General features: G+C 46.7%; 15 protein-coding genes. 8 read left to right on the top strand and 7 right to left on the bottom strand.

Annotation, left to right across the window (positions count from 1 at the left end; translation table 11 throughout):
* Positions 1–133: 133 nt before the first annotated feature.
* From AB0L18_RS19445 to AB0L18_RS19425, 5 genes are all read right to left on the bottom strand, one after another.
* Complete coding sequence (locus AB0L18_RS19445; RefSeq protein WP_367388982.1) at positions 134–418, bottom strand: hypothetical protein; 285 nt, start codon at positions 416–418, stop codon at positions 134–136.
* A gap of 144 nt (positions 419–562) precedes the next feature.
* Positions 563–1,039: a response regulator gene (locus tag AB0L18_RS19440; RefSeq protein ID WP_367388981.1), complete on the bottom strand. Its 477-nt coding sequence runs from the start codon at positions 1,037–1,039 to the stop codon at positions 563–565.
* Positions 1,040–1,174: 135 nt separating this feature from the next.
* Positions 1,175–1,357, bottom strand: a complete 183-nt coding sequence (locus tag AB0L18_RS19435; RefSeq protein ID WP_367388980.1) for a hypothetical protein — start codon at positions 1,355–1,357, stop codon at positions 1,175–1,177.
* An 11-nt stretch (positions 1,358–1,368) separates the two neighbouring features.
* Positions 1,369–2,187 (bottom strand): tetratricopeptide repeat protein, encoded by an 819-nt coding sequence (locus AB0L18_RS19430; protein ID WP_367388979.1) that lies wholly within the window; start codon positions 2,185–2,187, stop codon positions 1,369–1,371.
* A 181-nt stretch (positions 2,188–2,368) separates the two neighbouring features.
* A complete protein-coding gene (locus AB0L18_RS19425) occupies positions 2,369–3,076 on the bottom strand; it encodes a CPBP family intramembrane glutamic endopeptidase (RefSeq protein WP_367388978.1) in 708 nt (235 codons plus the stop codon).
* A gap of 228 nt (positions 3,077–3,304) precedes the next feature.
* Here AB0L18_RS19425 and AB0L18_RS19420 point away from each other — a divergent pair, with 228 nt between their 5' ends.
* From AB0L18_RS19420 to AB0L18_RS19395, 6 genes are all read left to right on the top strand, one after another.
* Entirely contained in the window at positions 3,305–6,262 is a 2,958-nt protein-coding gene (locus tag AB0L18_RS19420; RefSeq protein WP_367388977.1) for a DEAD/DEAH box helicase, read from the top strand.
* A 617-nt stretch (positions 6,263–6,879) separates the two neighbouring features.
* Complete coding sequence (locus tag AB0L18_RS19415; RefSeq protein ID WP_367388976.1) at positions 6,880–9,855, top strand: SusC/RagA family TonB-linked outer membrane protein; 2,976 nt, start codon at positions 6,880–6,882, stop codon at positions 9,853–9,855.
* Positions 9,856–9,884: 29 nt separating this feature from the next.
* Positions 9,885–11,243 carry a RagB/SusD family nutrient uptake outer membrane protein gene (locus tag AB0L18_RS19410; protein WP_367388975.1) on the top strand — a complete coding sequence of 453 codons (1,359 nt, stop codon included), beginning with the start codon at positions 9,885–9,887 and terminating at the stop codon, positions 11,241–11,243.
* Positions 11,244–11,434: 191 nt separating this feature from the next.
* Positions 11,435–13,168, top strand: a complete 1,734-nt coding sequence (locus AB0L18_RS19405) for a M28 family peptidase (RefSeq protein ID WP_367388974.1) — start codon at positions 11,435–11,437, stop codon at positions 13,166–13,168.
* 214 nt (positions 13,169–13,382) lie between these two features.
* Positions 13,383–16,778, top strand: a complete 3,396-nt coding sequence (locus AB0L18_RS19400) for a M6 family metalloprotease domain-containing protein (protein ID WP_367388973.1) — start codon at positions 13,383–13,385, stop codon at positions 16,776–16,778.
* A 199-nt stretch (positions 16,779–16,977) separates the two neighbouring features.
* Positions 16,978–18,033, top strand: coding sequence for a DUF547 domain-containing protein (locus AB0L18_RS19395; protein WP_367388972.1), 1,056 nt, complete (start codon positions 16,978–16,980; stop codon positions 18,031–18,033).
* Between the two features lie 179 nt (positions 18,034–18,212).
* Here AB0L18_RS19395 and AB0L18_RS19390 read toward each other — a convergent pair whose 3' ends face one another.
* A complete protein-coding gene (locus AB0L18_RS19390) occupies positions 18,213–18,782 on the bottom strand; it encodes a Pycsar system effector family protein (RefSeq protein WP_367388971.1) in 570 nt (189 codons plus the stop codon).
* 65 nt (positions 18,783–18,847) lie between these two features.
* Positions 18,848–20,308 carry an NAD-dependent succinate-semialdehyde dehydrogenase gene (locus AB0L18_RS19385; protein WP_367388970.1) on the bottom strand — a complete coding sequence of 487 codons (1,461 nt, stop codon included), beginning with the start codon at positions 20,306–20,308 and terminating at the stop codon, positions 18,848–18,850.
* Between the two features lie 180 nt (positions 20,309–20,488).
* Here AB0L18_RS19385 and AB0L18_RS19380 point away from each other — a divergent pair, with 180 nt between their 5' ends.
* Entirely contained in the window at positions 20,489–22,135 is a 1,647-nt protein-coding gene (locus AB0L18_RS19380) for a DUF1800 family protein (protein WP_367388969.1), read from the top strand.
* 24 nt (positions 22,136–22,159) lie between these two features.
* Positions 22,160–23,716 (top strand): DUF1501 domain-containing protein, encoded by a 1,557-nt coding sequence (locus AB0L18_RS19375; protein WP_367388968.1) that lies wholly within the window; start codon positions 22,160–22,162, stop codon positions 23,714–23,716.
* Positions 23,717–23,786: the final 70 nt, after the last annotated feature.

The following is a 23,786-nucleotide window of genomic DNA, read 5'->3' as shown; positions in this document are numbered from 1 at the left end:
ATATTGGTCTTAGGTAGGATAATCATCATTATGCGATGATTGAAATCACACTAGATCTTCAAAAGAATAAAAAGGTAGCCTCTTGGGTTTTGAGACGCTTAATGGTTATTTCATTGAAATCTTTGAGTGATTTTTACTCCTTTCTATATTCTATTGAATAGATGCCTTCTTTTTCTACAATTTGCATTGGTCGTTTGGTCGCATAAAAATTCTGCCAAATTCCGCCTAATACCTTATTTTTTTTGTCGTACAAATCCATTTGGATCACTACGTTGTCTAAGGCATTAATGTCCGCATTTCCTTTGCTGGAAATATGATAGGTGCCCGCAGCAATCAGGTGACTCCCATCGTTCCAGTCGTACCAGTAAACGGTAATCTCTTTTTGAGTCGTGTTGAGCATATTAAATACGTAAGCCATAATTAATGAGTTTTAAGTACTTAAAAACTAAACGCTAGTTTTTAAGATTGCCAATAATTAATTTCACTTGCAAATTAGCGCTATTCCACCCCCTTAAAAAGACCGACTTCCGAACGGTCGTCTTCTATTTCCGAATGGTAACTTTCAATCTTCCAGTGGAGGAGGAAGCTTAAGTCGATACACTTCACCATTAAAAAATAATTTACAAGTATTCTGGTAATCTAATTCCCTCAATGGTTGCGCTAGTCGCGTCAGGATATACGCTAGGGCGTTTTCCAAGTCCTCATTGATAAAAGGTTTGGCAATAAACGCCCAAGGGCGCAGTGCCAGGGCACCTTGCAAACTGTCCTCATCGGTATGCGAACTCAAAAAGATGAGCGGAAGGTGGTAGTCTTGCGTCATCAAGCGGGCAGCCGCCAAGCCATTGAGTTTGCCTGGCAAACCAACATTAATGATCACAAGATCAGGACGATTTGCAACGATAGTCTTCAGGGCATCTATGGCCCGGGCATGAATGCCCAACATTTGGCACCCCAGTTTTGAGAATTGCACCAATACATCTGCGGCAATGATGAGCTCGTTTTCTACGATTAATATTTTAGGGTAGGATGGTATAGGCATCTCTGTGCTTTTGTCACCATAAGATAAGTGCAAAAGTGTCAGTAACCGGTGATAGCTTCCCACGCAGAGGCCGCTGTTTCCGAACGGTCAATATTTACTGCTATATGGTTGGTACTAGAGCTCCGTGAATAACCCTCAAATCATTTTAATCCGGTTGATTACCTGCTCCTTCATGCGGCGCGAGATGGGAATTTGCCGGGCGTTGATCGTTAGAAATTCGTAATGCTCGCTGATGGCATCCACTTTTTCCAGGTTATCGGCAGCGATAATCATATCGTCTTCTACCATCAGTAGTTTGGGCTTCGCGGATGTTGTCATTGGAAATATTACTAAATACGGCCCTTGCTATCATAGACCCAACGATCAAAGGACAAGTTAATCTGATGAGCAAAATAGACGGAGGAATCCAAGCAGGTAATCGCTTGATCATACTTACCGGCCGCTTCGTAAATGTATCCGCGTGTCCAGTACAACTTGGCTACTGCCTGATACACCCGAAAACCTTCTAATTGGTAACAGGCCGCAATTCCTTTTTGGAGAAACGATAACGCTTTTTGAAAGTCACCAAGATTACGATAGATGATCGCCATGCGCTGATGACTGAAAACAAGTTCATACCAGTAATCAATCGACTCTAGTGTGACAATGCTTTTTGTACAATAGGCCAAAGCTTCCTGATATTTCTTCTCGTGAATCATGATGGACGCGATATCTCGGTTGGCAATGCCAATGCCCATCTTGTTACCATACTTTTCAAAAACATGCAAAGCGTCGAAACTTATTTCATGCGCAGCTAAAAAATCGCCTTCCGCTGCCTTGATCAATCTCCTGATATTGGCTGTCCTGGCGTAAGCCAATTCATCGCCTGAAGCTTTGAACCGGGCAGCTGCCAGATCAATATAATAAGAGGAAGAATCCAGCTTTTCAAAATCCCAGTAAATATCGGCAAGCCTTAATTCAAAAATCCCCGCGTATTTACTTCCATCCGCCGACTGGTCAGCCTGCTGGATCGCACGATGATAAAGCGCTATAGCAGTATTAGAAAGATAGTAGTTGACTTGAAACAAGGCACTATCCAACTGACGAAAATCGTCCTCGCTTAAGCTGCTTTTATCCAGGATATCTTGGCAAAAAAGTACCCTTACCATATGATCGTCTTGCGTGGAAGCACATACGCTAAACGTTAACAAAATGGCAACAAAACTAAAAAAAGCCTTCATTGCAAATTATGGGTAAGGGACGGAGAAAAAACTCACTAACAAAACAAATGTAACCAAAAAATATTTTCCGACTCCCTCTGTGAAAAAGAGTCTCCAAAGGAAAGTCCACCTACCCTCGCCGCATCAACTGCCAAGCAATCATTCCGCCCAATAAGTCGATGAAGGCGTGGACGATCATCAGCATCCACAGGCTTCCCGTGTGCACGAAAACATAACCAAACATGATGGCCATCGCCGTAATTTTCACCACCGCTCGCCAGCCTTGGTAGAAGTGTACCGCTCCAAAAATTAATGCGGGTAGTAGAATTGCCAAAGTGTAGGTTTCTTCCTGCCCGAGCAGGCATTGAAAATAACGGATAAAATAGCCGCGGAAGATGAACTCCTCACAAATACCTGCCGTCAGCGCGAGAAAGATAAAATGAAAATATTCGTAGGCCGTGGCGGGGAGGAAGCCTAATTCTGACTGTAAATTCTCTGCCGTTATCTCGCGATGTTGCTGGCTGTTGACTTCGCTGACGGTGTCCCATAAGTAGAGCAGGGTAAAAACGGCAAAGACAATCAATGGCCACCCCGAGGGCCATTCCAGTTTGCTTTGCAAGCCTATCAATTCCCAGGAACGATCATTGAACCACCACACCCCAGCTACAGCACCGCATAACAACCACAGCCACAGATTATTACTCCAATACAACTGAATTTTCATGCGGGTATTGAAGCGAATATTAGCAAGTTGAGGCTGCGTACCCAGCACCGTTCGCAACGGTATGATGACCCCCACAATGATAAACAGTAAATGATCTGACCAGTGCAATAACATAAACAGGATTGAATGCCAAAACTAACAAATATAGCACTTCCAACCCCCATTATGAGCAGAAAGTAATTTTATTTCTCGGCTGGTCAAATTTCTTTATCAGCACACCGATCAAAAGCCCCATTTTTAGTATTCTTGCAGTCTTTTGTATTGTGCAAAAAATAAATTTCCCTCTTCGTTAAATTAGGCTTCCTTTATTTTTTGTACGGTCCTTACCTTGTTCCAACGTTTATGTTCAAACCTGCTGCAGTACCTAAAGAAATCGTTGATGTCGTTTATAACCTCAACGAATACGCCAAAGAACTTTTCCTGCCCGAAGCTTTTGTAGTTACGCGCGATCAGGAGGGCTATCTTGCCCATATCAAGCAGAAAGCGACCACCGCTACGATTGGTGCTTTTGAACTGGAACTCAACCCTACCCGCGAGGTTATTTTTCGTCTTATTGATGAACTTCAGCCAGAGGTTATTCTCAGGCATTTTCATAAAGGTCGCCGCAAGCCGCCGCCGCTGGTACAAATGCTTGAAGACCGAGAGCTTTTCAAAGCCATCCAAAATTATGTTCACCGCCGACTGGATCAGATGCTTCAATTGATCGTCAGGCATGATCTTCCATTAAGTTGGCAGGTGGAACGCCGGGTATTGGTCAAGGATTTTATTGTAGAACTCGTTAAAAAACCCCTTGAGCCACAGCTTTATTTCAAAAAAACCGAAGATGCCGTTTTGTACCAATTGCGGCTTTTTAATGGTGATAAAGAATGGCCCATCAGGGAAAAGGAGGTGGTCGCACTTACCAATCAGCCTACGGGATGGATTTGTGCCGACTACAAGTTGTACCGTCTCAATCACATCAACGGTTTTCTGGTAAAGCCTTTCCGGCAAAAAGCAGAAGTACAGATACCAGCCGCTTCCGTCAACGCTTACTTTCGCAATTTCATCATGAAAATTGTGAACAAGGTAGAAGTGGAAGCAGAAGGCTTTGCCGTTGTCCAACACAATGAACTGCTGGGTTGTCGCCTAAAGACCACCAAGCATCTTTTCGAAGAACGGTGGATTCTTGCGGTAGAAATGGTTTACCACGATGCCTACTTTGGCTGGCAGGAAACCCGCAAAAGCCGTACTTCAATGGATATGTCGGGGGAAGAAATTCGGATTTCGCAAATCAAGCGCAACCCCGAAGCCGAAGCGGCATTTATAGCGCAGCTGGAAAAATTCCCACTCGTTAGAAAAGAACACCAAAGCCACTTTGAAGTTGCAGGGCCAGAAGATCACCCATACGGAATGCTGGAGTGGTTGGCCCAACAAAAAGCTGCGCTGGAAGCCGCTGGCTTCACCATTGAGACGCCTGAACTAGATGATAAGCCCATCCAACTGGCCCTCCCAAAAATTGACCTGGAAGTACAATCCACGTCCGACTGGTTCGACCTCAAAGGGGAAGTCGTCGTGGGAGAGCATCGCTTTCCGTTTATGGCTTTGACCAAATACATCCGCAATAACAATCGCTTTTTCCCGCTGCCCGATGGCACTTTCTTCCTAATTCCAGAAGAATGGCTCAACCGCTACAAGCAAGTCGTAGATTTTGGTAAAACAGAAGGCGACAAGCTCCGCCTGACCAAGAGCCAGTACACTTTATTAGAGAATATCGATGTTCCCAACGGGACAGATTTGCAGGTAGAAACCGTTGACTATAAGCCATCACCCCTGCTGAAAGCACAACTACGCCCCTACCAGCTGGAAGGTGTAAAGTGGTTGGCACAATTGCACAAGAACGAATTAGGTGGTTGCCTGGCGGATGACATGGGCTTGGGGAAAACCTTACAGACCATTGCAATTCTGCTTTACGCAAAAGAACAACGCGCAGCCCAACGAGCAGCCAGTACCGAGCCAGAAAAGGCCACCATAGGTGCCGGACAACAATTGGGTCTTTTTGCTCCTCCAGATGATGAGGATTTTCTCCAGCCACTCCGCGCTTTGATTGTTTTACCTTCTTCCCTGCTTTACAATTGGGAAAGTGAGATCAAGAAGTTTGTTCCCTCCTTGTCGGTCTACCAGCACTTTGGGCCCAAACGACATAAAGATGCCCGACTCCTTAAGCGTTTTGACACCATCCTGACCACCTACCAGACCGCATTGCGCGATGTGGATCTTTTGGCGCAGCTTGAGTTTGAATACATCATTTTGGACGAAAGTCAGCAAATCAAAAACCGCGAAAGCAAGGTCTTTAAAGCCCTCAACAGCCTGGAAGCACGCCACAAACTCTCGCTGAGTGGAACGCCTATCGAAAACTCCCTGAGTGATCTTTGGTCTCAAATGCAATTCATCAATGAAGGGCTACTTGGTAGCTACAATTTTTTCCGCCAGGAATTCATCCTCCCCATTGAGCGCCAAAGCGACGAAGACCAAAAGGACAAACTCCGCAAACTGGTACAACCTTACTTGTTGCGACGTACCAAAGACGAGGTGGCAAAAGACTTGCCACCGCTGACCACCCAGGTCTTCTACACCGAAATGACCAAGGAGCAACGAAAAATCTACGAGCGCGAAAAATCTGCAGCCCGCAACTATCTTCTCGAAAATTTTGATGCCTCCAATGCGAAATATCGGATTCTCGTAGTGCAAACCCTTACCAAACTTCGACAGTTGGTAAACCATCCCGTACTCGTGGACGAGACCTATGAAAAAGGAAGCGGCAAATATCTCGACATCATTGAACAGTGGGAGACCATACAAAAAAGCGGACACAAAGTACTGATGTTCAGCTCTTTTGTTAAGCACCTGGAATTGTTTCGCCAGGAATTGGACCAGCGTCAAAGCCCTTACTCCTGGCTCAGTGGTGACCTTACCGCCAACAAACGAAAAAGTGAAATCGCCCGTTTTCAGGAAGATCCCAGCGTGCAGTCTTTTCTGATCTCCATCAAAACGGGAGGTACCGGTTTGAACCTGACCGCTGCCGATTATGTCTTTATCCTCGACCCCTGGTGGAACCCCACTACCGAACAGCAGGCTATCGCGCGGGCACACCGTATTGGCCAAAAAAAGAACGTCATCGCCCTTAAGTTCATCACGCGTGACAGCATCGAAGAGAAAATCCTCCAACTCCAAAATCGCAAACTCCAACTAGCAGAAGACATTCTGGGACCAAGCGGAAAACTTTCTCTGGAGCGTGGCGATATTGATTATTTGCTGAGTTAGATGGTTGATGGTTGACCTTTCCAACTCTTACACCCTTACACTTAGGTTGTCAAATCTGGCGTGTTATACACGTTACGGTTTTCAGCTTGAATTCACGACCCACCCCAACCCCTCCCTAGCAGGCGAGGGGCTTTCGTGTATGACTGAAATTATTTCATAATCAATATTTTAGGTACGTCAAGTCCTCCCTCCATCACTAGGGAGGGAGTTAGAGGGTGGGTCGTGAACACAGGCCTAAAAGCGTCTCACTCCTTTACCACCAGATTGAACACCCTTACACCCTTACACTTTTCCAACTTTTACACCATTACACCTTCCCCCCCAAATCCACAACAGGTCTTTTAAGCCCACAAGCCTTTCAAATAAAAAGCTACCTTTTGTTTATTTTTTTTATATTACAACAACTTCCTAGTTTTCAACTTCTTATTTATTAAGTACGCACCTGTTTCGACCAAAAAAATAAAATTCCTTTTGTGAAGCCGCGTACGATATGGTATTTTCGTTATAGCTTTACCTCAAGAACAATACATCGCGCATCCTGATGATCTCCAACCCCGAGATGACCAAATGAATTTAAGAAATCAGAAAAACGCATTTACTAATCAAAACCAATTTGTATGAAAATTTGCTTTACCCGCGCCAGCATGATGCTGGTTGCCATGCTGTTGATGGCGGCTCCCGCTATGGCACAGTACATGGTGAAGGGTAGTGTAAAGGACGCTTTGGGAGAACCACTTATTGGGGTTTCCATTCTTGTCAAAGGCACTACTACTGGTACCGTTTCCGATTTCGACGGAAATTTTGAATTGAACGTCCCTAAAGATGTTGAGGGAGTAGCTGTATTCTCTTATACCGGCTTTAAGACCCAAGAACTAGCAGTAAGTGCTAGTGTTGGCCAGCTCGACGTTGTCCTGGAAGAAGACATTGCCCGCCTCGACGAAGTCGTTGTAACGGGTCTTGCTTCCGGGGTAAAACGCTCGAATTCTGGTAACGCTGTATCAACCATTTCTTCTGCTGAATTGACGGGCAACACAACCCCACAGACCGTAGACAATGCGCTGTACGGTAAACTTAATGGTGTCAACATCACTTCTAACGGTGGTGCACCTGGTGGAGGGGTTAGCATCCAACTTCGGGGTATTTCTACCCTGGGGGCTGGTTCTAGTCAGCCACTGTACATCATTGATGGTGTTTATGTCAACAACAGCTCTATCCGTACTGGCCGTAGCCAGGTAAGTGGTGCAACGGGTGGTGCCAGCTCTGCGACGCAGGATGATGCTGCCAACCGTATTGCCGACATCAACCCTGATGATATTGAGCGTATCGAAGTACTGAAAGGTCCTTCTGCTGCTGCCGTATATGGTACACGTGCCAACGCCGGGGTTATCATCATCACGACAAAAAAAGGACAAGCAGGCCAAACGCGTGTGACCTTATCTCAGGATATTGGTATTGCCCAAGGCCAAAATTTCCAAAATTTTGACGACTGGGACGCTGCTAAAGTCGATGCCTATTTCGGCTCACAATCACAGCAAGATGCCCTTTCTGCAGCGATCGCCGAAGGCCGGGTTACCGACTGGGAAGAGTACTTCTATGGTGAAACTCCATTGCTGTTGAATACCCAGGTGGGTCTAAGTGGTGGTAGCCAAAAAACCCAGTTTTACGTTTCAGGTAGCATCCTTTCCGAGGATGGTATTATGAAAAACACCGGCTTTGACCGTTACTCTGTTCGTGCTAATGTTGATCACCGCGTAAGCGATCGGATCAAAGTAAGCCTGAACTCCAGCTACCTGAAGAGTGATAATGATCGCGGCTTTACCGGTAACCAGAACAACACTGGTGGTAGTATTGGTTATGCATTGGCCTACACGCCTTCCTATGCGAACCTGTTCCCCGATGAATTCGGCAACTATCCCGACAACCCTTACTTCAATGACAACCCCATCGCCATTCGCGACCTGGGTGTAAACAACCAGCAAGTAGATCGTTTTATCTCTGCTGCTACCATTGACATTGATCTTTACCAATCCGCCAACTCCTTTTTGAAATTCAAGATTAATGGCGGTATTGATTACCTGAGTGGTAACTCTGTGGTCTACTTCCCTGAGAACCTCCAGCACCAACGCGCCCAGGCTAATCCTGGTGACGTCATGTGGGGCCGCCAGGATGATTTGAACTACAACATCCAGGGTTTCTTGAATTACAATACTAATTTAGGCCGTATCAACTCCAACACCAGTGTAGGTGCTGTACGTCTGGATCAGCGTGGTGATTACACCCTTGATCGTGGACGTGGCTTGAATGGTGGACAAGATAATCTTGCGTGGGCACAGGTAGTAAGCAACCTTGCTCAGACCAAGAGTACGGTTACTGACATCGGCTATGTCATCCAGGAAGACCTCAACTTTGAAGACAAAATTATTGTCTCTGCCGGGGTACGTTTCGACAAGTCGACCTTGAATGCCAAGCAAGATGAATTGTATGCATTCCCTAAATTGTCTGGTGCCATCAACCTCCACAACTTCGACTTCTGGAGCATTGATGCCATTAGCCAATTGAAACTACGGGCGGCTTATGGCCAAACGGGAGGTCTACCACGTTTTGGGGTAACTTTTGAATCACTAGAGTCTCAGCTGATTGGAGGCCAATTGGGTGGCCAGGTGGGTACCCGTGGTGTAGATCCAAACCTCGTACCGGAAACGGCTCGGGAGATCGAATTCGGTATTGATCTTGGTTTGTTCAACGACAATCTTGTATTGGAGGCGACTTACTACAACAAAGGGGTTAATGATCTGATCCTTGACCTGGTACCTGCTGAATCTACAGGTATCCTGGCCATCGCTACCAATGCAGCTGACCTCGAAAACCGCGGTATTGAATTGGCATTGAGTGCAAATCCTGTTCGTGGCCTCAACTTCAACTGGTATACCCGTTTGATGTACTGGACCAATAAGTCAGAAATTACTCGCTTGGATGTACCCGCCTTTACCCAAGGTGGTTTTGGTCCGTCATTGGGTACTTACTTATTGGCAGAGGGCTACTCTCCTACTACCATTGTGGGTACGCCCGCTGGTAACGATACGCCTGCCGGTGGTTTCACAGTTTATGGTGATCGTCAGCCTGATTTCACTATGGCCTGGAGCAACAGCTTCCGGATCATGAAGAACCTTGAGTTAAACCTGGTTACACAGTACCAGGGTGGAGGTAACGCGATTAACCTTTCCGCTCTATTGTGGGATGATGGTGGTACGACCCCAGGATGGGATGATGACACCAACAACAACGAGCAGCCTGACGGTCTTGATCGTCTTTTGGCTTGGGCTGCTGATGGCAACACCAGCGTTTACATCGAAGAAACCAGCTACCTCAAGTTGCGTGAAGCAGGTTTGTACTACACTTTCCCTAATGAAATGGGCGTAGTGAAGCGTTTGAAGTTGGGTCTTTCTGCTAACAACGTATTGTTGTGGACCAACTACGGCAGTTACGATCCTGAGGTGAGCAACTTCGGTACCCAAGCAATTACGGGTAATATTGAGGTAACTCCGTTCCCTTCTTCTCGTCGTTTGTTCTTCCACTTGAACGCTGAATTTTAATAAAAATGAAAACAACAATGAAAAATAAAATGCATAAGCTAATAATGGGCTTGGGCATGATCGGCTTGCTGGCTTTTACCGCCTGTGAAGTAGACGTGGTCAACGACCCTAACAACCCTTCATTGGGTTCCGTAACCGCTGACGCCAGCAAGGCAGAATTGCAATTGCTCGTCAATGGTTTGGAAGCCCGTCAACGTGGCTACGTGACCAATGCCGCCCAGATGTTTGGTAGTTTTGGACGTGAGGTCTACGCTTTTTTTGGCTCCGACCCACGCTTCCTTAACGATTGGCTAGGTCTCGGTGGAAACGCAGAAACCTACCCCGACTTCTTTGGTTCGGCAGGAACTTACGTCAATCCTTATCTGGCAGTAAAACAAGCCAATATAATGATTGAGGCTGCGAACAACAGCACAAAACTTTCTACAGAAGAAGCCTTCGGTTATACTGGTTTTGCAAAAACCATTAAAGGTTTCCAGCTACTGTGGCCGCTCATGCAGCAGTACCAAAACGGTATTCGCGTAGACGTAGAAGAGCCCCTCAATCCTGGCCCTACCCTGAGCTATGATGCTGCACTACAGGCTATTCGTGATATCCTGGATGAAGGTTTTTCTGATCTGGACAAAGCTGGTGATAGTTTTTCTTTCAGCCTCACCAGTGGTTTTGATGGTTTCAATACCCCTGATGCCATGGCACAAGTTAACCGAGCCATTGCAGCTCGTGCTGCTTTGTACGCGGAGGATTACGGCGGTGCGCTGACGGCGTTGAATGCTTCTTTCATGAATCTGAACGCAGCTTCTGCGGCAGATTTGAATGTGGGCCCAAAGCATGTATACGGCAACTCACCCGACGTGAACAATCCATTGTTCTACCCTATCGATGCCGCTACTTCAACAATTCTTATCGTTCATCCTCGGATGTTGGAAGATGCATTGCCAGGTGATGGTCGTGTAACGGCTAAATTTGCAGAAAGGGTAAATAACCCTATCACTGATGCTAGCCTTACTGATGTAGCAACTGGTGATCCTATCGTAGGCACCCACCAGGACAAGCGCTGGGCTACCAACACCAGCTCTATTCCAATGATTCGTAATGAAGAGTTACTTCTCATTTATGCAGAAGCACAGGCCCGTGAGGGTGGTGATGCCGTTTCGGCCATCAATACCATCCGCAATATCTGGGGGGTAGGTAACTATACAGGAGCAGGTGATACCAACTCTCTGATTAACGAGATTCTGTTCCAGCGTCGTTACTCTCTGTGGCTAGAAGGTCACCACTGGGTAGATATGCGCCGCTTGGGTCGACTCAACGAGATTCCTACCCGTGAAGGGGGTACCATCTACACCCAAGTAGCTCGCCGAGTGAGTGAAATCTCTTGGGACGAAGGGTAAAATAGGTAATTGGTATTAAGTACTTGGTACTTGGTAGCTTATCACAACTTTGGGCATTTCTATCCGGTGGGTGGAAATGCCCATTTTTTTTTGACTTTCAAGGATAGTCAAGCTACTTGCCTAATCAAGTAAACAGGTTAAAACCACAACTACAATTAATAAATCATTGTTAGGCAAAAAATGCTATCGTCATGAAATACTTCTACTACTTTATTCTATTGCTCATCAGTAGCCAACTGAGTGGCCAAACAAACCTGGTGATTACCAATCCGCAAGCTGAAACTATCTTGCGGGGAAATTTTGCACCCGAAGATTATCTGCCTCCTTTTCCGGTAACGGATCCCGCTTTTATTGCAGCAAATATAGATGCGAACGTCAGCCCCGACTCCCTCAAGGCATACCTGGAAGTTATGCGTAGCTTCCGTACCCGACACACGAGTGCTGATACCACTTCTACCACAGAAGGCATGGGTGCTGCCCGGCGTTGGGCCTTGGCCAAGTTTGCCTCTTTTAGTGATCGCCTCATTACGTCTTACCTGCAGTTCGACTATGAAACTTGTGGAGTTGGCCAGCATCGCAACATTTTTGCGGTATTGCCGGGTACGGGGCCTCATTATCAAGAGATCGTCCTGGTGGAAGCACATTTTGACAGTCGTTGTGGTGAGCTTTGTGATACCGAATGCCGCGCAGAAGGTATGGAGGACAACGGCAGCGGTTCGGCAGCGGTATTGGAACTGGCCAGAGTAATGAGCCTGTACACCTTCGATCGGACCATCGTATTTGTACTGACAACAGGGGAGGAACAAGGCTTGTTAGGGGCAGAAGCCTTCTCTTCTTTTTTCTTTGAAGAGGATTTGCCCTTAAAGGCCGTTTATAACAATGATATCATTGGTGGCATTATTTGTGGCGCTACTGCTTCGCCTCCCGGCTGCCCTGGTCTTAATGATATTGACAGTACCAATGTACGTATTTACTCCTCTGGAAATTTGAATTCTCGCAATAAGATGCTCGCTCGTTTTGTAAAGCTGGAGTACGAAGAAATGATAGCACCCATTGCTCCCCAAACCAATGTCATCAACATCATGACCCCAGAAGATCGGACTGGCCGTGGTGGCGATCATATTCCATTCCGGGAAAGAGGATTTCCTTCCATCCGCTTCACATCTGCCAATGAGCATGGTGATGTAAGTACCAATGACCCTGATTATGAAGATCGGCAACATACCTCTGATGACATCCTAGGAGTAGATACTGATGGGGATGAAATCCTCGATTCTTTCTTCGTGGACTTTAACTACCTGGCACGAAACACCATCATCAACGGCAACGCCATCGCAATGACTGCCCAAGGGCCTGATCCGGCCGAGTCTTTTGTATTAAACCCTATTGATGGTGGTTTTGAGGTAGTGATTAATGATCCCAACAACTATGGTACCTACCGGGTAGGGGTGCGCCAGTTTTCTGAGCTGGATTTTGATACCGTCTTCACCCTTCAGCAAGCTACCGATACCCTCAGGGGACTGACGCCTGATGTGATTTACGTGGTCTCGGTGGCCACCGTTGATGAAAATGGTGTAGAAAGTTTATTTATTGGTGAACGATTCAATGATTTTGAAACCAAGCTGGCAAACATCAGTGCAGCCCAAGAGCAGGTAAAATTATTGCAAAATCGTCCCAATCCCTTTGATGAAGCGACCTACTTCGGGGTTTGGGTAGAAGAAGTTCCCAACTATAAAGACGCTAAAATTGTCGTTCGTGATTTACAAGGGCGCATCTTGCGCAGTTTACCCATAGCATTGAATATTGGCCTAAACGAAGTTTTGTACAACTTCGAGCACCACGGCTACCAACCCGGCGTATATACCTATACTTTGATGTTAGATGACTACCCCCTGGTGACCAAGCGCATGATGTACGCCTACTAGACGACTTGTTCTGCTGGGTCAGTTTGGTGGGTAAACTGACCCCGCAGAACAAGTCTAGAGCTACACTTTACACTGTCACAACAAACCACTTGATTTGCAAAAAAAACAATATGCTATTATTTCATTTGTGAGATTACTTTTTTAACCATCAGAGGTGCCCCCTTAACACATGAAAAAAATGCTTGCACATCAACTAACATCCGCCACTTGCGGAATGCTACTTTTGTTATGCTGCTTCTCTTGCCAGCAATCAAATCCAAACCATCCATTCGAAAAAGCTAGTAAAACGATAAGTATTGACCATAGTAGCAGTACTTATTGCAGGGTAGCACCCTATCCAGACCCCATTGAGTTGATCCAACCCGATGGCAATACTTTTATGGCCTACCTCTTTACCGAAGGGCCTGCTGCTTATTTGGAAACACTAGATGGATATACCATCCTTCAGGACAAGAATGATAACTACTATCGGTACGCTACACGTGGTAACAAGGGCGACCTGTACCTCACCGGCGTCCCCGTGGCAGCACCAGAAAACCGTTCCAGTACAGAAATCGCCCTTTTGCAAGTCATAAGGCCACATTTGCGTTATGAAGGCGTTCGCCTTGCGGAACTCGCAGCCACGGATCAACTCAAAAATTACGATGATGAGCCCGGAACCAGCTCCATCTTCCCTCCTGCTGGTGTACAAAAAGCGCTGTTGCTTTTGATTGATTTCCCCAATCAACTGTTCACTTATCCACAAGGAAACTTTGATAATATGGCCAACGAGGTTGGCTACAGCGTCAATGGCAGTTCTGGTAGTTTCAGAGACTACTACCTGGATATCTCTTACGGGCTCTTAACTGTAAATACCGATGTAGAAGGTTGGTATACCGCAGAAAATAACCGAGCGACCTACGGTATAGAGAATATGGCCAATCCCAATTTCCTAAATGCGGTTCCCTTGATTCGAGAAGCAGTAGATGCTGCCGAAGCCGCAGGCGTGGATTTTTCCCAATACGACGGCGACGGAGATGGGCGGGTAGATGTGGTAGAAATTATCCATTCGGGCCGCGGAGCAGAAGAATCAGGTAACGTTGCTGACATTTGGTCGCACCGATGGGTACTTGCCGCGGGTGGCTTGAGTGTCACATACGACGGTAAAATCATCAACGATTATATCATTCAACCGGAAAAATTTGGCGCTACAAACATTGCGAACATTGGCGTATTTGTCCACGAATTTGGTCATGCTTTAGGTTTACCTGATCTCTATGACACCGATGGTTCTTCGCGCGGACTGGGTCGCTGGTGTTGTATGGCGGGAGGTACCTGGAACAATAGCGGCAAAACCCCGGCACAGTTTTCTGCCTGGTGTAAAGAAGAACTTGGCTGGATTGTACCTGACCTACTGGACGGAACGGGCAGTATTGCCAATATGGGCTATAGTGATAACAGCGACGAAAGCTACCGTTTCAATACGCCGGATAATGACGAATATTTCCTTTTGGAAAACCGGCAGAAAATAGGCTGGGATGCCTACATCCCCGGAGAAGGCTTGGCGATTTATCATATTGATGCTAGCCGCAGCTCCAACAGTAATGAAAACCGCCCAATCGTGGACCTGGAGCAAGCCGATGGCAACCGGGATATGAACTTAAACGTCAATAGTGGTGATAACGGCGACCTGTATCCTGGTGCTAGTGCTAATAATGAATTCAGCTGTAGTACCAACCCCAATTCCAATATCTACAGTGGTGCTGTTTCTAACATCAATATCTCTTCCATCAGCACCTCAGGGGATCTGATCAGTTTCGACTACGACTTGTGCAGTACTGACTGTGCCATAACGGATATTACCCGTAGTGGATCGCCTTTCAATTTTAGCGGAGGTACATATGACCAGGCCTTTAATGTTTACTACAGCTTTGCGCCAATGACTGGTACGCTTGAAGTAACCGCAGCTGGTCAAACAGTCAACGTTGCTATTACCGGAAGTCCACAAACCGTAACCATTACCGGATTACCTGCCGACGGGCAAGCGGTAAGTGTCACGGCCTTGTTCACGGAAGAATTGAGTTGTACCTATACGGCTACAAATTTATACAACGCTCCCATCAATTGCTCCAACGATGATGTGTGCGATGCATTAGATATCACGCTTAATATTGATGGCGCCCCAGTCGTGTGTTCCAACTACGGTGCTACCGTTCAAAACAATGAGCCTAAGCCTAAAGCTTCGGGGTGTGACGTTCAATACGGCTGGTGTGAAAGCACGCTCCACAATACGGTATGGTTTAAATTCACAGCACCAACCTCTGGAAGTATTGACATCGATTTCAACACGCCCGTCGATTTACAAATGGCCCTTTGGGAAGCAGATAACTGCCAATCATTATTGGTTCCGGGAAACCGGATGATGGTAGCGGCCAATGATGATTCAGGAAGTGCCGGCGGCTACAGCCCACGCATTACCAATCAAAGTTGTCTGATACCCGGTAAGTCTTACTATATTCAAATTGATGGTTGGAGTGGCACCTTAGGCAATTTCAGTTTCTCTATAACCGATGCAGGAATCATTTGTGATGCAGCTCCCACCAGTGGTGGTGGCTGTGGGACGACCTTCACAGCGACCTCTGCAGGTAATGGTCAATGGATTCACATCACGGATGGTAGTGGCAACCGTATTGCTTCGGTCAACGACCAATTCAATAACCTGGGCAATATCTCCGTAGAGTTCAACATCAATTCAGGTAGTGTACGTAAAGACGCAGAGGACTTCCCACTTCTCGATCGCGATTGGTTGATCAATGTATCCACCAATAATGCCGCCACGGTGAGGCTTTATTTGACAGAGCAGGAATTTCAGGATCTCATTGCTGCGGGTGGACCCAATGATCTTCAAGAAATTGAATTATTGAAACTTAGTGGTGGAACTTGTGGTGATTACAATAATGGTACGCCTCAAATCATTACTGCCAACTACGCAATGGAGAATTTCGTTGGCGCTACGCACCTTTTGGAATACAAAATCAACAGCTTCTCAAGCTTCTTCCCTCGCTCCAACGCGGCCATTCTCCCTATTGAAATGAAGTATTTCCGGGGATCAACACTGGATAAGATCAACCTATTAAGCTGGGCCAGTAGCCTGGAAGAAAACACCAAGTACCACCAGATTGAGCGCTTACTACCAGATGAACCTACCTGGGAGCAAATAGGTACTACGCCTGCCGCCGGTGACAGTCAGCAAGAAGTAAAATACGAGTGGTCAGACGTTTATCCCCTGCCCAAGGCGTACTACCGCATTAAAACGGTTGATCTGGATGGCAGTTTTCAGTATTCAGACATTATCCTGCTAGAAAGACAAGGCATTGGTTTTCAGCTAACGCGGGTATTCCCCAATCCGGCGAAGGAGCAGGTTACGACCGAATATTACAGTAATCGACCCACTAATTTACAATGGCAACTCGTCAATACCCAAGGGCAAATAGTTGCCCAAAACAGCACTTCACTCAACGCTGGAAGAAATTTCGTTGCTATTGATTTGCGAAATTATCCTGCTGGAATTTATTTCCTGCGGAGTAAAAATGGTCACGAACAGCGGGTGACAAAAATTGTGAAGGAGTAGTTTCGGATAAATGGTACTTGGTATGGTCAGGCACTCTCCTTAGGGTGGGTATAAAACCCGCCCCTAAGGAGAGTGCCTAAGAACAACAGTACGCCCCAAAAGAGCGAAAAAACTGTCCGCGATAGAACAAGTCTGTTAAAGGAGAACAACTTATTGCCGTTTCGATCAGTTTTATTGAAAAAATTATACGCTACCTATCATGCGAACACTATCTTTTTTATCTCTCCTCTTTTTTATCGTAAGCTGTGGACCTACACCAACTGATAGTCAGGCGACTACAGAAACTGTTACCGCTGAACAAATAGCGGAAACTTCACCCGCTAATGCTACGCCGGTGACGAATACCGAAGAAGCTTCGCCGAACATGGCTGAACCTCGCCCTCGAACCGTTGCTGTGGAGACGAAATCAGCACCCAGTACCATTCAACCTCGGGCTGAGGTAGCTCCAAATGTGGTGCTGAAAGAAATGGCTCAACAGGAACTTCCAAAAGCACAAGCGCCTCAAGGCCCGACCATAACGGAAGCTTCAACAGCCACCGTATCTACACCGCCAAGCGGCCCAAAAGTAGTAGAAGAAGCACCTCCCGTTCCTGTAGCCGAAACGAAAACAGCACCCGACCACAGCGGCTGGGATGCCTTTTTGCAAAGCAATGTAAGCAGCTCCGGCCAGGTAAATTATCGCAACATCAAAGCGAATCCCGCCCCACTAAACGAGTACCTGGCAGAATTGGAACAATATCCGCCACAAGGCAGCTGGAACCGCAATACGGCCATGGCTTATTGGATCAACGCCTACAATGCATACACCATCAAGCTGATCATCAACCACTATCCAGTGGGCAGTATCAAAGATATCGATGGGGGTAATCCTTGGGCAACGAAATGGATAAAAATTGGAGGTCAAACTTATTCTCTCAACCAAATTGAGAACGATATTCTTAGGCCACGTTACGGTGATGCGCGTATCCATTTTGCCGTCAACTGTGCAGCAGCTTCTTGCCCGCCATTACACAATCGCGCCTTTACGGCTGACAACTTAAACAGCACTTTGCAGCGCCTTACCCGAAAGTTCATCAACAACACCAACTACAACACCATTACCGCCAAGCGTATCGAATTGTCAAAGATTTTTGACTGGTACGGTTCCGACTTCGGCTCAGTGGTCGATTATATCAATGGCTATACCGATACGGCATTGACCAGTGACACCGCTGTAGCATTTAAAGAATACGATTGGAAATTGAACGGGCGGTAAATATACCCGGCACTAAGTGGTTTGGGAATATTATCGCAACGTCATTTTTTGCTCTGCCAAGGCGAAAAACGTAGGCGAAGCCTAAGCTTCGGCGAGGCTTTTTAACGCAGTCAGAGCAAAAAAGGACAAGTGAGAATATCCCAGACCACTTAGTAACGGGTATAGTATAGTTGTTCTACTCAAAGCATCAGCACCAAGGCCGTAGACAGCAGCGTCAAGAAAATACCGATGCGGAAGATTTGAAAACTGCGTCGAATCAGCAGCATCTTTTGTCCCAGCCGACGACCGATGAAGAACAAATCTTGAGCCAGAAACTGTCGTACACTGCTTTTCTTTTCCGTAGTACGTAATAGATTTTCGTAATAGGCGGTGAGATCCGTATTGTAGGCGGTACCAAAGAAAAAAGGACTGGCCTCCATGCCTTCGGGGAGTTCTTCGTTGAAGGTATCAAAATCAAAGGGAGCAAGCACAAGTGTAGAAATATAGATGGTGGCAAAGCAGGTAGCTGCCAAAAAGAAAAGAGGTACGAAGAGGGTGTATTCAAAAATGACTTCCAAATTAGAAATGGCCAGCGGCACTATAAAGGCAATCATCACAGCATTCAAACTCAGTAAAACATTCGCTTTATTATCGGCAATTGCTGTTAAGTCGATATTGTTTCGCAGGGTAGTACGGATAACGTTAACCGTTTCTTTTGAAAACGGAAAAGTCAAAGTTTGTTTTGGTGCGACCTCAGGAGCCTTCATCATAGTAGGTTGTTAGGCCTGCAAGATACAACAGTCAACTTAAGTATTACATAAAAAGGAATGGTTCCTTACGCTTCTACCCCACCCCAACAGAGGTATTTAATTTCCAGGTATTCGTCGATACCGTAGCGAGAGCCTTCCCGGCCGGTACCACTTTCCTTGATTCCACCGAAAGGTGCTACCGCCGTAGAAATTGCGCCGGTATTGATACCTACCATACCGTATTCCAGGGCTTCGGCAACGCGCCAGATACGGGCATAATCGCGGCCATAAAAATAACTGGCCAGCCCATATTCGGTGTCGTTGGCCAAATCAATGACCTCCTGTTCCGTTGAAAACTTAAAAACGGGTGCTAAAGGGCCAAAAATTTCTTCGCGCCGCAAGTCCATCTCCGGGCTTGCCTGTGCGATAACGGTGGGCAAGAAAACACGTTCATTTTCCTCCCAAGTGCTACCACCACAGCGGATTTCGCCACCTTTGGCCTTCGCATCTTCCAATAAACGGTGGACTTTATCCAGGCCCGCTTTGTTGATAAGAGGACCAATATCTACACCTTCTTCCAATCCATTCCCTACTTTCAAAGCTGCCGAAGCCTTGCTTAGTTTAGTGACAAACTCCTCATAAATACTATCGTGTACATAAATGCGGTTGGCACAAATACAAGTCTGACCTGCATTGCGATACTTAGCGGCAATAGCACCACTTACGGCTGCATCAACATCCGCATCATCGAAAACAATGAAGGGAGCATTACCTCCTAATTCCAGTGATAGCTTCTTGATGGTGCTCGCACTTTGTTTCATTAATATTTTTCCCACTTTCGTGGAACCGGTGAAACTGATTTTACGGACAATCTCACTCTTGGTGAGCGTCTCTCCCACCGTAGCGGCATCCTCGGTCGTTATCACATTGAATACGCCTTTGGGAAAGCCTGCTTCTTCCGCCAACACGGCCAGTGCCAAAGCCGAGAGTGGGGTATCTTCAGCAGGTTTGATGACCACCGTACAACCAGCAGCCAATGCAGGGGCTACCTTACGAGTGATCATGGCATTGGGAAAATTCCAGGGCGTAATGGCGCCCACTACCCCAACGGGTTGTTTTATGACCGTAATGCGCTGACTATTGTTATCTGCGGGAATGACATCTCCATAAATACGTCGAGCCTCTTCGGAAAACCACTCAACAAACGACGCTCCGTATTTGATCTCTCCTTTCGCTTCCGCGAGGGGTTTGCCCTGCTCGGTGGTCAGGATAGTAGCGAGGTCATCAAGGTGTGCTATTTGCAAGTCAAACCAACGGCGCAAAATCTTGGATCGCTTATAAGCAGTAAAGCTTCGCCAGGTAGTAAAAGCCTCGGCTGCGGCGGCAATCGCTCTTTCTGTTTCGGCGGCTCCCAAGGCAGGGACAGCACCAATGATGGTGTGATTGAGCGGATTAACAACCGAAAAGGTTTCACGATTGTCAGCATCTATCCATTCTCCGTTTATAAAGGCTTGATTTCTGAGTAATGATGTATTTTGGAGTTGCATTGTAGCTTTTTGATGGCAAAAATTCTTTAGTAAGACACTGAAAATTGTGCCAGTGTTCACTCCTGAATAAATTTATCCATTGATCGTGTAGAATTTATTTCTGTTTCCATTAAACCCACACCCATGCTCCTTGTCTCAATCAGGAAATTTGGACAATGGACAGACGAAAAACGCTTTTAGATGAAACGTAGATCCTTCCTGCAATTCGGGCAGCAAGACCAAAAACGGCAAATTGCCTCCGCAAGTGCTACCTTTACTACCACCGATCTCGACCCCTATACTGGTCCGTGGAGTACCGCCGAGGCGGCCTTTTTGTTGCGGCGAACCACCTTTGGGCCCACGCCATCACAAATCAAGCAAGCTGTTGCTGATGGCCTTAGTGCGACCATTGGGCAATTGTTTGCCAACCAGCCCCTTCCCGATCCACCGGTTTATTATGATTATGAAAATGATCCTAACGTTGGGCTTGGTGAAACGTGGGTCAACACGCCCCTTCCCAATCCTAACCCTGCGGGAAGTTTTGGTGCTCGTTCTCGTTCATTGCTTAGTTGGCAGATGGGTCTGATGATGAACGGAGGTGTTTCTATTCGCGAGAAGCTTTTCCTGTGTTGGCACAATCATTTTGCACTCACCACTAATAATGCCCAATTCGGCTACCATTACCTCAACATCTTGCGTACCCATGCAGCGGGAAGTTTCCGCGCCATGGTAGAGGAAGTTACGGTTACACCGGCCATGTTACGCTATCTAAACGGCCATGAAAATAGCCGACAAGCTCCCAATGAAAATTATGCTCGGGAACTCCTGGAACTGTTCACCGTTGGTCGTGGCGATGTTGCAGCACCCGGCGATTACACCAACTATACGGAAGATGATGTGGTGCAAATGGCCCGCGCACTCACGGGTTGGCGAGGTGTTACGGATGATACCGGCATCCCTGCTGGAGTATTTGTCCCTAGTCGCCATGATGAAGGAGAAAAACAATTGTCACATCGTTTTGGCAATGCAGTGATTGCCAATGCTGGCGACCAGGAATACAAGGTAGTTATTGATCTCATTTTACAGCAAAATGAAGTAGCTCGTTTCCTTTGTCGTCAACTACATATCTGGTTTGTAAGTGCGGATATTGATGCCGTTGTAGAAGCCAATATCATTGATCCGATGGCTCAAATCATGATCGACAATGATTACGAAATACAACCTGCGCTGGAGGCATTGCTGGGTAGTAACTACTTCTTTGAAGCTGCTCACCGGGGATGTATGGTCACGCATCCACTGGATTTTATTTTCAAAATAAATAATACCCTGAAAATGAGTAGCGATGCCAATCTACTCAACCAGTACCGCTTCTGGAACCAGTTGCGTAGGTTGGCGGAAGGATTGGAGATGGAAATATTAGAACCACCTTCTGTCGCAGGTTGGAAAGCATTCTACCAAGCTCCTCAGTATTACAATGTCTGGATCAACTCCGTCAGCTTGCCGCTTCGCCAAGAAGCTGGAGATCGACTGCTAAGTGGGTATACCCTGGGAGGTGCTCGCTGGCAACTCAATCTGCTCGATTTTATCGCCGAGATGGATAACAACCTGGACCCCAATAGTATGTTGGAACAGGTGGCGCTCTATTTATTTGCTTATCCCATGGCGGATAACCAGCGGGATTTCCTCAAAGAAGTTCTGATTCCTGGTCTACCTGACTTCGAGTGGACCGTAGAGTATGCCGATTATTTGCAGAACCCCGATGATCCAGATTTGCGAGATGCCATTTTGACCAAGCTCACATCCCTGTTTAGCACCTTATTCAAGATGCCAGAATTTCACCTTATTTAATCCCAGCCAACAAAGTAAAACATCATGAAAAGAAGATCTTTCCTCCAAAAAAGCTCCCTGCTTTCTGCGCCTTTACTGTTGGGTGGTGTACCTGTTTCAGCCATTTCTGACAAGTCTTTCCTCAATCTCCTCAACGGTGAAAGTGACCGAGTACTGGTACTGATTCAGTTGAATGGTGGCAATGACGGTCTCAATACCATCATTCCACGTGATCAGCAGGATGGCTTTGCTGCCGTGCGTAGCAACATCATGATTCCGGAAAGTAGCTTGCTCAACATCACGGATACCGTCGCCCTCAACCCTGCCCTTACGGGACTGGAAGAAGTATTCAACGAAGGTAAGGCCAATATTATCCAAAGCGTTGGTTACCCCAATCAAAACCGCTCCCACTTTCGATCCTTAGACATCTGGCATACCGCCTCCGATGCCGATGATTTTCTGGACACCGGATGGCTTGGCCGTTATCTAGATACCCAGTTCCCTGGATTTCCAGAGGGTTACCCCAATGAAAGCTGTCCTGACCCACTGGCCATGACCATTGGTTCGGTCGTAACGGAAACCTGCCAGGGAATAAGTGGCAACTTTAGTCTTGCCGTAGTTGACCCCGAAAACCTCAGCGCTTTAGCGGCCCCTACCAACAATGATTTGGCGGAAGGCTGCTACGGAAACCGACTGGCTTTTCTGATCAATACCATTGAGCAAACCAATGCTTACAATGACGTCATCGAATCGGCCAACCTCAGCGGAGTCAACCTTTCCAATAAGTATTCCGATGATAATGCGCTAGCGATCAAACTCAGAACAGTCGCCCGGCTTATTTCGGGTGGTTTGGGTACCAAAATATACGTCGTCAGCCTCGGTGGTTTCGATACCCACGCCGACCAAACCGTCGAAGGTGATCCTACCGCTGGTGAACATGCCGCACTCTTAAAAACCCTTGGTGATGCCATTTGTGCTTTCCAGGATGATCTGAAACTCCAAGGCTTAGAGGAACGCGTTATAGGAATGACTTATTCCGAGTTTGGACGCCGGATTCGCTCCAATGCCAGTTTTGGTACCGACCACGGCACAGCAGCACCTTTGATCGTCTTTGGTGCTTGTGTCAATGCCGGAGTTATTGGTGACAATCCCGAAATTTCTCCTGATGTTGACAATCAGGAAGGGGTACCTATGCAGTACGATTTCCGTTCGGTATATGGCTCAGTATTGATGGACTGGTTCTCCGTTGCCGAAAGTGATGTTCGCAACCTGTTGTTTGAAGATTTCCAGCACCTCCCCATTTTGCGGGATTGTTCCATCACCGACACGACCAATGCCTTGGGAGAATCATTGTCCCTTAACATTTACCCCAACCCATTCCGTGATCACACCTCTTTGGAATTGACGACGGGTAATGAATGGGTAAAAATCAGCATCTACGACGTGATTGGTCACGAGTTGAGGGTCATCAGCAACCGGGTTTTTCCCGCTGGCAAGCATCGTATCAGTATCGAAACCCACCAATTGCCGGTTGGTTCCTATTATTGTCGTGTACAAACCAAGCAAGGACAAAGAACCGTGAGGATGGTGAAGGTGAAGTAAAGCCATTCACTCACTTCGCTTGCTGGTGTCTCCGATGCGACGCATAATGTTAGCAAGTCTCTGACTTCAT

Origin of the sequence: Lewinella sp. LCG006 (assembly GCF_040784935.1) — a bacterium.
GTDB lineage: Bacteria > Bacteroidota > Bacteroidia > Chitinophagales > Saprospiraceae > Lewinella.
The sequence above is the reverse complement of the archived record's forward strand: the minus strand, read 5'-3'. Positions and strand labels throughout refer to the sequence as shown.

Coding starts and splice junctions, on each gene's coding strand:
- AB0L18_RS19445 (WP_367388982.1), bottom strand. CDS start 418: ATGGCTTACGTATTTAATATGCTCAACACGACTCAAAAAGAGATTACC.
- AB0L18_RS19395 (WP_367388972.1), top strand. CDS start 16,978: ATGCGAACACTATCTTTTTTATCTCTCCTCTTTTTTATCGTAAGCTGT.
- AB0L18_RS19420 (WP_367388977.1), top strand. CDS start 3,305: ATGTTCAAACCTGCTGCAGTACCTAAAGAAATCGTTGATGTCGTTTAT.
- AB0L18_RS19380 (WP_367388969.1), top strand. CDS start 20,489: ATGAAACGTAGATCCTTCCTGCAATTCGGGCAGCAAGACCAAAAACGG.
- AB0L18_RS19375 (WP_367388968.1), top strand. CDS start 22,160: ATGAAAAGAAGATCTTTCCTCCAAAAAAGCTCCCTGCTTTCTGCGCCT.
- AB0L18_RS19425 (WP_367388978.1), bottom strand. CDS start 3,076: ATGTTATTGCACTGGTCAGATCATTTACTGTTTATCATTGTGGGGGTC.
- AB0L18_RS19385 (WP_367388970.1), bottom strand. CDS start 20,308: ATGCAACTCCAAAATACATCATTACTCAGAAATCAAGCCTTTATAAAC.
- AB0L18_RS19390 (WP_367388971.1), bottom strand. CDS start 18,782: ATGATGAAGGCTCCTGAGGTCGCACCAAAACAAACTTTGACTTTTCCG.
- AB0L18_RS19430 (WP_367388979.1), bottom strand. CDS start 2,187: ATGGTAAGGGTACTTTTTTGCCAAGATATCCTGGATAAAAGCAGCTTA.
- AB0L18_RS19415 (WP_367388976.1), top strand. CDS start 6,880: ATGAAAATTTGCTTTACCCGCGCCAGCATGATGCTGGTTGCCATGCTG.
- AB0L18_RS19410 (WP_367388975.1), top strand. CDS start 9,885: ATGCATAAGCTAATAATGGGCTTGGGCATGATCGGCTTGCTGGCTTTT.
- AB0L18_RS19400 (WP_367388973.1), top strand. CDS start 13,383: ATGCTACTTTTGTTATGCTGCTTCTCTTGCCAGCAATCAAATCCAAAC.
- AB0L18_RS19435 (WP_367388980.1), bottom strand. CDS start 1,357: ATGACAACATCCGCGAAGCCCAAACTACTGATGGTAGAAGACGATATG.
- AB0L18_RS19440 (WP_367388981.1), bottom strand. CDS start 1,039: ATGCCTATACCATCCTACCCTAAAATATTAATCGTAGAAAACGAGCTC.
- AB0L18_RS19405 (WP_367388974.1), top strand. CDS start 11,435: ATGAAATACTTCTACTACTTTATTCTATTGCTCATCAGTAGCCAACTG.